The sequence below is a fragment of the Kitasatospora sp. NPDC059088 genome (genome assembly GCF_042738155.1).
Classification (GTDB): domain Bacteria; phylum Actinomycetota; class Actinomycetes; order Streptomycetales; family Streptomycetaceae; genus Kitasatospora.
This window is the reverse complement of the sequence record NZ_JBHYGR010000226.1, coordinates 1-8,754: the sequence shown is the minus strand read 5'-3', so window position 1 is coordinate 8,754 and position 8,754 is coordinate 1. Positions and strand designations below refer to the sequence as shown.

Annotated in this window: 8 protein-coding genes; 5 read left to right on the top strand and 3 right to left on the bottom strand. The window is 74.3% G+C overall.

Annotation, left to right across the window (positions count from 1 at the left end):
• Nucleotides 1-68: 68 nt before the first annotated feature.
• Nucleotides 69-851: an SGNH/GDSL hydrolase family protein gene (locus ACFWXO_RS44085; protein WP_375886702.1), complete on the bottom strand. Its 783-nt coding sequence runs from the start codon at nucleotides 849-851 to the stop codon at nucleotides 69-71.
• Nucleotides 852-1,075: 224 nt separating this feature from the next.
• On the opposite strand from ACFWXO_RS44085, the gene ACFWXO_RS44080 reads away from it, so the two are divergent.
• Nucleotides 1,076-1,957 (top strand): MBL fold metallo-hydrolase, encoded by an 882-nt coding sequence (locus ACFWXO_RS44080; protein ID WP_380532592.1) that lies wholly within the window; start codon nucleotides 1,076-1,078, stop codon nucleotides 1,955-1,957.
• A gap of 237 nt (nucleotides 1,958-2,194) precedes the next feature.
• Nucleotides 2,195-3,019, top strand: a complete 825-nt coding sequence (gene ddaH, locus ACFWXO_RS44075; RefSeq protein ID WP_375886707.1) for a dimethylargininase — start codon at nucleotides 2,195-2,197, stop codon at nucleotides 3,017-3,019.
• A gap of 72 nt (nucleotides 3,020-3,091) precedes the next feature.
• On the opposite strand, the gene ACFWXO_RS44070 is transcribed toward ddaH, so the two are convergent.
• Both ACFWXO_RS44070 and ACFWXO_RS44065 read right to left on the bottom strand, forming a co-directional pair.
• Nucleotides 3,092-4,273, bottom strand: coding sequence for a globin domain-containing protein (locus ACFWXO_RS44070; protein WP_380532588.1), 1,182 nt, complete (start codon nucleotides 4,271-4,273; stop codon nucleotides 3,092-3,094).
• 87 nt (nucleotides 4,274-4,360) lie between these two features.
• Nucleotides 4,361-4,804, bottom strand: coding sequence for an RrF2 family transcriptional regulator (locus ACFWXO_RS44065; protein ID WP_375886713.1), 444 nt, complete (start codon nucleotides 4,802-4,804; stop codon nucleotides 4,361-4,363).
• A 287-nt stretch (nucleotides 4,805-5,091) separates the two neighbouring features.
• Here ACFWXO_RS44065 and ACFWXO_RS44060 point away from each other — a divergent pair, with 287 nt between their 5' ends.
• The 3 genes from ACFWXO_RS44060 to ACFWXO_RS44050 all read left to right on the top strand — a co-directional run bounded on the left by ACFWXO_RS44060 (nucleotide 5,092) and on the right by ACFWXO_RS44050 (nucleotide 8,646).
• Nucleotides 5,092-6,741: a beta-propeller fold lactonase family protein gene (locus ACFWXO_RS44060; RefSeq protein ID WP_380532584.1), complete on the top strand. Its 1,650-nt coding sequence runs from the start codon at nucleotides 5,092-5,094 to the stop codon at nucleotides 6,739-6,741.
• Between the two features lie 119 nt (nucleotides 6,742-6,860).
• Nucleotides 6,861-7,505, top strand: a complete 645-nt coding sequence (locus ACFWXO_RS44055; protein ID WP_375886716.1) for a transcriptional regulator — start codon at nucleotides 6,861-6,863, stop codon at nucleotides 7,503-7,505.
• A 10-nt stretch (nucleotides 7,506-7,515) separates the two neighbouring features.
• Nucleotides 7,516-8,646, top strand: a complete 1,131-nt coding sequence (locus ACFWXO_RS44050; protein ID WP_380532582.1) for an aminotransferase class I/II-fold pyridoxal phosphate-dependent enzyme — start codon at nucleotides 7,516-7,518, stop codon at nucleotides 8,644-8,646.
• Nucleotides 8,647-8,754 lie beyond the last annotated feature (108 nt).

Below are 8,754 nucleotides of genomic sequence, written 5' to 3'. Positions count from 1 at the left end.
CCGCGCCGCCCCCCCCCCGACGCCTGACAGGGCATCAGTATTGACGGTCCGTCATTCCTGACGAGCGGTCAGAGCGGCAGCAGATCGGGCCGCTTGGCCTCCACGTGGTCGCCCGAGGACTCCCCGCGCAGGCGCCGGCCGACCCAGGGGATCAGGAACTCCCGCGCCCACTGGAGGTTCTCCCGCCGCTGGTCGGCCGGGGTGAGCGCGCGGGCGGTCGGCCACGGGGCCTCCGGGTCGTCCTGGGTGCGCAGGCCGAGCGAGCGGGCGGCCAGCAGGGCGACCCGCTGGTGGCCCTCGGGGGAGAGGTGCAGCCGGTCCTCGCTCCAGGCCCGGCGGTCCTGCACCGCGCGCAGCGACCACAGGTCGGCGACCTTGCAGTCGTAGCGGTCGGCGACGGCCCGCATGTGGCCGTTGTAGGTGGCGATCTTGCCGCGCAGGTGCTTGATCAGCGGCACCTCGCGGGTGTCGAAGCCGGTGCAGATCAGCACCGTCCCGGCGTTCTCGGCGAGTTGGGCGACGGCGGCCTCGAAGCGGACGGCCACCTCGTCCGGGTCGCTGCCGGGCCGGAGGATGTCGTTGCCGCCGGCGCAGAAGGTGACCAGGTCGGGCTGGAGCCGGCGGACCTGCGGCACCTGCTCGGCCACGATCTGGTCCAACAGCCGCCCCCGCACCGCCAGGTTGGCGTAGCGGAACCCGCCCGGCGGCCGCCCGTCGGAGAGCAGCCCGGCCAGGCGGTCGGCCCAGCCGGCGAAGGCGCCGTCGGCACCGGGGTCGTTCAGGCCCTCGGTGAAGCTGTCCCCGAGGGCGGCGTACGAACTGAGGTCAAGGGTCTCCTGGAGGTTCGGCATGAAAGAGATAGTTCACCCATTCAAGTGACCTACGCCACCGTAGGTGAGCCTGGCGGAACGTGAGATGGGCCACGTACGCTCTACGGCCCCGCCCGGGCGGCAGAGCGGCCGCTCCGGCAAAGCACAAGGTCCGCTCCCCCTTCCGCTTTCCGGCGCGCCCGGACGATGCTCGAAGGACGGCGCGCCGCTCCGGCCGCCGTACCTTCCCTGGGGGAGCACCGGCCATGAACAGCTCCGAGCACTGGACCGTCGACGACCGCTGCACCAACTGCGACGTCGCCCGGCAGCTCGCGCCCGACCTGATCCGGGAGCGCGACCGCAAGTCCGAACTGGTCCGCCAGCCGCGCGACGAGGCCGAGCGCCGCCAACTGCTCGCCGCCGCCCACGCCTGCCCGACCCGTTCCATCCGCCCCGGCGACGGCCCGCTCGACCGGGCCACCGACCCCTTCCCGCTGGCCCTCGACGAGGCCGGCGAGGTGCTGCTGCTGGGCCACAACTCCCGGCGGACCGCGGGGGCCACCGCCTACCTCTGCCGCCGCCCCCACGGCTGGGCGATGATCGACACGCCCCGCTGGAGCGAGGCCCTCGCGGCCCGCTACGAGGCGCTCGGCCCGGTCACCGACGTCCTGCTCACCCACCGCGACCACGCGGCGCACGGCCGCGCCTACGCCGACCGGCTGGGCGCCCGGCTCTGGATCCACGAGGGCGACCTCGCCGCCGCCCCGGACGCCGACCGGGTGCTGCGCGGCACCGCCCCGGTGGAGGTCTCGCCCGGCCTGGTCGCCCACCCCTTCCCCGGCCACACCCGCGGCAGCGTGCTGTACGTCGCCGACGAGCGGTACTGCTTCACCGGCGACAGCCTGTACTGGTCCCGCACCAACCGGGACATCGAGGTGCAGGAGGCGGTGACCTGGTACTCGATCGAGGAGCAGGCGGCCTCGCTGGAGCGCAGCCTGGACGCGCTGCGCTTCGAGTGGCTGCTGCCCGGCCACGGCGACAAGCACCGGATGCCCGCCGAGGAAGCGGACCGCCGGCTGCGCGCCCTCGCCGTCCGGGCCCGCGCACTGCGGACCGAGCCGGTGGACTTCGCCGCGGTGCGCTGGTGACCGGTGCGGCCCGCCGGTGAACCGATCCGGCCCGGCCCGCCGCTGAGCCGACTCCGGGCCGTCGGCGACCGGTGCGGCCCGCCGGTCCGTGCGCCGGGGCTCGCGCCGGGTGCGCGGGGGGTTGCGCCCGCCGGGGGCGCCCGCGCGGGTGTGCGAGCGGGGATCGCGGGGCAGCCGCCTGAGCAGCGACCCGCAGCTCCGCACCCGAACTCCCCGCGATCCTAGGACGGTTGAGCAATGCCCACGCACACCCCGGCACGTACGGCGCGGCCCCGGCGCTACCTGATGTGCCGGCCGACGTACTTCACGGTGGACTACGCGATCAACCCGTGGATGGACCCGGCGCAGCCCACCGACACCGCGCTCGCCGTCCGCCAGTGGGAGCGCCTGCACCGCACCTTCCGCCGCCTCGGCCACACCGTCGAGCTGATCGACCCGGTGCCCGGCCTGCCCGACATGGTCTACGCCGCCAACGGGGCGACCGTCCTGGACGGCCGGGCCCTGGTGGCGACCTTCCGCCACCAGGAGCGGGCCGCCGAGTCCGAGGCCTACCAGTCCTGGTTCCGGTTGCACGGCTACCGCGCGGTGCGCCGCGCCGGGTACGTCAACGAGGGCGAGGGAGACCACCTGGTGGTCGGGCGCCGGGTGCTCGCCGGTACCGGCTTCCGCACCTCGCGGGCCGCCCACGCCGAGGCGGAGGAACTGTTCGGCGTCCCCGTGGTCAGCCTGACCCTGGTCGACCCGCGCTTCTACCACCTGGACACCGCACTGGCCGTGCTCTCCGACGACCACGTCATGTACTACCCGGAGGCCTTCGACGCCCACAGCCGCTCCGTGCTGCGCACCCTCTACCCGGACGCGATCCTCGCCGACCGGGCCGACGCCGAGGTGTTCGGACTGAACGCGGTCTCGGACGGCCGCCGGGTGCTGCTCCCGGACACGGCCAAGAACCTGGCCGGCCGGCTCGCCGAGGAGGGCTACGAGCCGATCCCGGTGGACGTCTCCGAACTGCTCAAGGGCGGCGGCGGGGCGAAGTGCTGCACCCTGGAGCTCAGGCTCTGACCGCACCCGGACGCCGGAAGCGGCGGAGGCCCGCCCATGGTCGTACCGAGCGGGCCGCCGAACCGTGGGACGTCAGGCGCCCAGCCAGAGGTCCGGCCCGAACACCTCGTAGTGGATGTCCGCCGCCGGGACGCCCGCCGCGAGCAACTGGCCGCGTACGGCGCGCAGGAAGGGCAGCGGTCCGCACAGGTAGGCGGTGGTGCCGGCCGGGACCTCGACGGTCGACAGGTCGACCAGGCCGGTGCGCTCGGCCGGCCAGTCGCCGAGCGGCTGCTCGTAGAAGACGTGGGCGTCGGCGTCGGCGAGCCGGGCGGTCAGCTGCTCCAGGTCGGCGCGGAAGGCGTGGCTGAGCTGGTCGCGGTCGCCGTGCACCGAGACGATCCGCCGGGTGGAGCCGGTGGCGGCGAGGTGGTCGAGCATCGCCGTCATCGGGGTGTTGCCGATGCCGGCGGAGGCGAGCAGCACCGGGCCGTCGCCGTCGGCGAGGCTGATGTCGCCGAGCGGGGGCGCCAGTTCGACGGTGTCGCCGGCGTGCAGGTGGTCGTGCAGGTGTCCGGAGACCTCGCCGCCGGGCTCGCGCTTGACGCTGAACCGCAGGGCGCCGTCGGCTCCGCCGGACAGGCTGTACTGGCGGATCTGGTGGGCGCCGTCGGCGAGGCGGGTGCGCACCGAGACGTACTGGCCGGGGCGGGAGGCGGGGGCGGGGCGGCCGTCGGCCGGGCGGACCAGGTAGCTGGTGACGGTCGAGGTCTCCTGGTGGCGGGCGATCACCGTGTACGGGCGCCACAGGTCGGCCGGGTCGCCGCCGGCCGCGGCCTCGGCGCGCAGCCGGTCCTCGATCGCGGTCAGCGCGTTGGCCATCAGCCAGTACACCTCGTCCCAGGCGGCGGCGACCTCCGGGGTGACGGCCTCGCCGAGCACCTCGACGATCGCCGCGAACAGGTGCTCGCGGACGATCTTGTACTGGGCGCTCTCGATGCCGACCGAGACGTGCTTGTGGGCGATCCGGGCGAGCATCGCGTCCGGCCGCTGGTCGGGGTGGGCGATCAGCGCGGAGGCGAAGGCGGCTATCGAGCCGGCCAGCGCCTCGCGCTGGGTGCCGTTGGCCTGGTTGCCCCGATTGAACAGGTCGCGCAGCAACTCGGGGTGGGCGGCGAACAGCCGGTCGTAGAAGCGCGGGGTGATGTCACCGATCGCGCCGCCCACGACGGGCAGGGTGGCCTCGACGACCTCGGCGGACTTCGCGGACAGCATCGGAGGAGCTCCTGACGGTAGCTGAGAACTGGTATCTGAGACTCTTATTTAATGCCGTGGGCACCGACCGACCCCTCGGGGGCGGGGTCAGTCGGCGGGTCGGGCGGTGAGGCCGAGCAGGACCGGTCCGGTGGGGGAGGCCACCAGCTGGTCGATGCTGAGCGGGTCGAGCGCGGCGAAGAACGCCTCCTGGGCGGTGCGCAGCGCCCCGCGCAGCCGGCAGGCGGCCCGCAGCGGGCACGGCGGGTCGTCCTCGCAGCCGACCACGTCGCCGACGCCCTCCAGTTCGCGCAGCAGCAGGCCGAGCGAGCCGGTCCGCCCGGCGAAGGTGATCATCAGCCCGCCGCCGCGTCCGCGCCGGGCCTCCACCACCCCGAGGTGCTGCAGCCTGCTGACCACCTTGGCCGCGTGGGTGTACGGCACGCCGACCGACTCGGCCACCTCGCGGGTGGTCGGGTTCTCGCCCTCGCCGATCACGGCGAGCCGCATGGCGATGCGGAGGGCGATGTCGGTGCTCTTGGTCAGCCTCACGTTCGAAACGCTATCGAATACGACTCCAGAACTCCAATTTCCCGCACGAGGCGATCCGGCGGTGACCCCGACCGCGACCCCGACTGCGATCCCGGCGGTGATCCCGACCGCGATCCCGACTGCGATCCGAGCGCATCCCGGTCGAATCTGAACAGTTGGCGACATTACCGATCAACTCCTGACGTGCCGTCACCACCCGATCTACGCTTCGCAGCGGCTCCGGAGCCAGATCCCTTCGGCATCACCCTTCACCACCTCCCCCTGGTTCGACCTCCCCTGGAGAATCCGTGAGATCACCGCGCGCACCCCGGCGCACCTGGACGGCCGTGGCGGCGATATCCGCAGCCACGGCCGCGCTGCTCTCCCAGCCCGCCACCGCCGAGGCCGCCGCGCCCCCGCCGACCGTGGCGGCCCACGTGCCGGTGGCGCCCTACCCGGCCGGTGTGGCGCTCACTCCGGACGGCGCCCGGGCCTACGTGACCAGCCAGAGCACCGGCACGGTCAGCGTGCTCGACACCGCGAGCCGGACGGTGACCGGCAGCTTCACCGCCGGCACCGGCTCGTACGCGGTCGCCGTCTCGCCCGACGGCAAGCACGCCTACCTGACCCACCACCTGGACAACGCGGTCAGCGTCGTGGACACCGCGAGCGGCACCGTCACCGCGACCGTCCCGGTCGGCGTCCAGCCCTGGGGCCTGGCGCTCTCGCCGGACGGCGCCCGCGCCTACGTCAGCAACGCCGGGGCCGGCACCGTCAGCGTGCTGGACACCGCGAGCGGCACCGTCACCGCCACCGTCCCGGTCGGGGCCGAGCCGCACGGGCTCGCCGTCTCGCCCGACGGCAAGCGGCTGTACGTCGCCGCCTCCGGCGCCAAGGCGGTGAACGTGGTCGACACCGCGAGCAACGCGGTGAGCGCCACCGTCGCGGTCGGCCACAGCGCCTTCGGCCTGGCGCTCAGCCCCGACGGCAGCCGGCTGTGGGCCGCCGATGGGGACGACACCACGGCCGCCGTGCTCGACACCGGCGCCAACACCCTGGTCGGCACCGTCACCGTCGGCAACGGCCCCTACGCGGTGGCCCTCGCCCCGGACGGCTCCACCGCCTACGTCTCCAACTACGCCGACAACACGCTGAGCGTCATCGACGCGGCCAGCCGGACCGTCACCGCGACCGTCCCGGTGGGTGCCAGTCCGTACACCCTGGCGCTGAGCGCCGACGGGCGGCGCGGCTACCTCGCCGACTTCACCGGCGACGCCGTCGACGTGCTGAACTTCCCGCTGCCGGTGCCCGTGGTGACCGGGATCAGCCCGAACGGCGGCTCCGGGGTCGGCGGCACCACGGTGACCATCGCCGGCACCGACCTCAACGGCGCCACCGCCGTCACCTTCGGCGCGGCCGGCCCGGCCACCTCGTTCAGCTGCACGAAGACCAGCTGCACCGCGACCGCCCCCGCCACCACCGTGACCGGCCCGGTCGACGTCCAGGTCACCACGCCCGGCGGCACCAGCGCCGCCGTCGCCGCCGACCGCTTCGGCTACACCGCGCCCAGCGCCCACCTGGCCGTCGCGCTCACCGCGACCCCGGTCACCGACCTGCTCTCCGGCCGGGTCGACTACACCGTCACCCTCACCAACCAGGGCCCGGACCCGATCACGGCGGCCACCGTCGCCGCGGCCCTGCCCACCGGGCTGACCAGCACCTCGGCCGACTGCACGGTCGCGGCGGGCAAGCTCACCTGCACGCTGGCCGCCCCGCTCGCCAAGGGCGCCAGTACCACCCGGCACTTCTCCGTCCGGGTCGGCGCGCTGAGCCTGGTCACCTCCTGGGACGTCACCGTGGCCCGCACCGCCGGCGCCCCCGCCGACCCCTCGCCCGCCACCAGCAAGGCGACCCGCAGCTGCACCTCCGTCCTCGGCCTGCTGATCACCTGCCGCTGATCACCTGTTGCTGGGCGCCCCCTCGGAGGCCCCGTCCGGACCGCCGGGCGGGGCCTCTCCGTGCCCGCTCCCGCCCTTCCTCCTGGACTATGTGTCCGGATCGGACGTACAGTCCAGCCATGCCTGCCGAAACCCCCGACCCACGCGTGCGGACCTGGTCGCCGGTCTGCCGGGCGGTCGCCCAGCTGCTGGGGCCGTACGCCGAGGTGGTCCTGCACGACACCGCCACCGACCGGGTGCTGGCCATCTGGAACCCGCTGACCCCGCGCGCGCCCGGCGACCCGTCCCTGCTCGGCGAGCTGGACGAACTGGACCCCTCGGCCCCGGACGTCTACGGGCCGTACGAGAAGCTGCTGCCGGATGGCCGGCGGCTGTCCTCGGTCAGCGCGGTGCTGCGGGACGACGCCGGCCGGCCCTCGGCGGTGCTCTGCGTCAACCTGGACCGCGGCCCGCTGGACCAGGCCGCCGCCCTGCTGGCCAACTTCGCGGCCCCCACCGCCCCCCGCCCTGAGCCGCTCTTCGAACGCGACTGGACGGAGCGGATCAACGACGTGGTCGGCGGCCACGTCCGCGCCCAGGGCCGCCCGCTGGAGCGCTTCACCCGCGAGGACCGGCTCGCCGTGCTGCGCGAACTGGACGCGGCCGGGGTGTTCGCCGTCCGCCGCGCCGTCCCCGCCGTGGCCGTGGCGCTGCGGATCTCCCGCTCCACCGCCTACGCCCTGCTCGCCGAGCTCAAGCACCCCGCCGTGCCCAGGAAGAACTGAGGAGCACCCGATGACCCAGCTGCCCGACTTCCGGCTCGAAACCTACTTCACCCGTTGGGAGTTCACCGCCCGACACCACCTCACCGCCTCCGACGCCCAGACCATGACGATGGCCGAACTCCTCGCCCTGGCCGGCCCGGAGGACCGCGAGGCCTGGGACACCCTGGCGCTCGGCTACACCGAGACCTTCGGCGACCCGGGCCTGCGGCGGGCGATCGCCGGGATGTACGAGCGGGTCGACGCGGACGACGTGATCTGCTTCGGCGGCGCCCAGGAGGGGATCAACCTCGCCATGCAGGTGCTGCTGGAGCCGGGCGACCACGCGGTGGTGGTGACCCCCAACTACCAGTCGGCGGAGACCGTTCCGCTCTCGCTCTGCGAGGTCACCGGCGTCGCCCTGGACGAGCGGCAGGACTGGGCGCTCGACCTGGACGCGGTCGAGGCGGCGCTGCGGCCGAACACCAAGGTGCTCTCGGTCAACTTCCCCAACAACCCGACCGGCACCCTGATCGACGCCGCCGACCTCGCCCGGCTCGCCGGACTCTGCGAGGAGCGCGGCATCCGGCTGTTCTCCGACGAGGTCTACCGCGGCCTGGAACGCGACCCGGCCCGCATCCTGCCGCAGGCCGCCGACCTCTCGGCCACCGCGCTCTCGCTCAACGTGACCTCCAAGTCGCTCGGCCTGCCCGGCCTGCGGATCGGCTGGATCGCCTGCCGGGACCGCGAGCTGCGCACCCGGCTGGAGCGGGCCAAGCACTACACCACCATCTGCAACTCCGCCCCGAGCGAGGTGCTGGCCCGGATCGCGATCACCGCCCGGGAGGGGATCCTCGCCCGCAACCGGGCGGTCATCGCGGCGAACCTGCCGCACTTCGACGCCTTCTTCGCCGAGTTCCCCGAACTCTTCGACTGGCGCGCCCCGGACGGCGGCTGCGTGGCCTACCCGCGCTACCTCGGACCGGACGGCGTGGAGGACTTCTGCACCGCGCTGGTCGAGCAGACCGGCGTGCTGCTGATGCCCGCGAGCATGTTCCGCTCCGAGCTCACCCCCACCCCGGCCGACCGCTTCCGGATCGGCGTCGGCCGCCGCGACCCGGGCCCGGCGCTGGAGGCCTTCGCCGACTGGCTGCGCAAGCGCTGAGCCGTCCTGCCCCGCCGGCGACGGCCCGGGCGGGAGGCGGGCGGGAGGCATCCGGACGGGGGCGGTTGGGCGGACACGGCGCGGGGCCGGGACACCGAATCGGTGTCC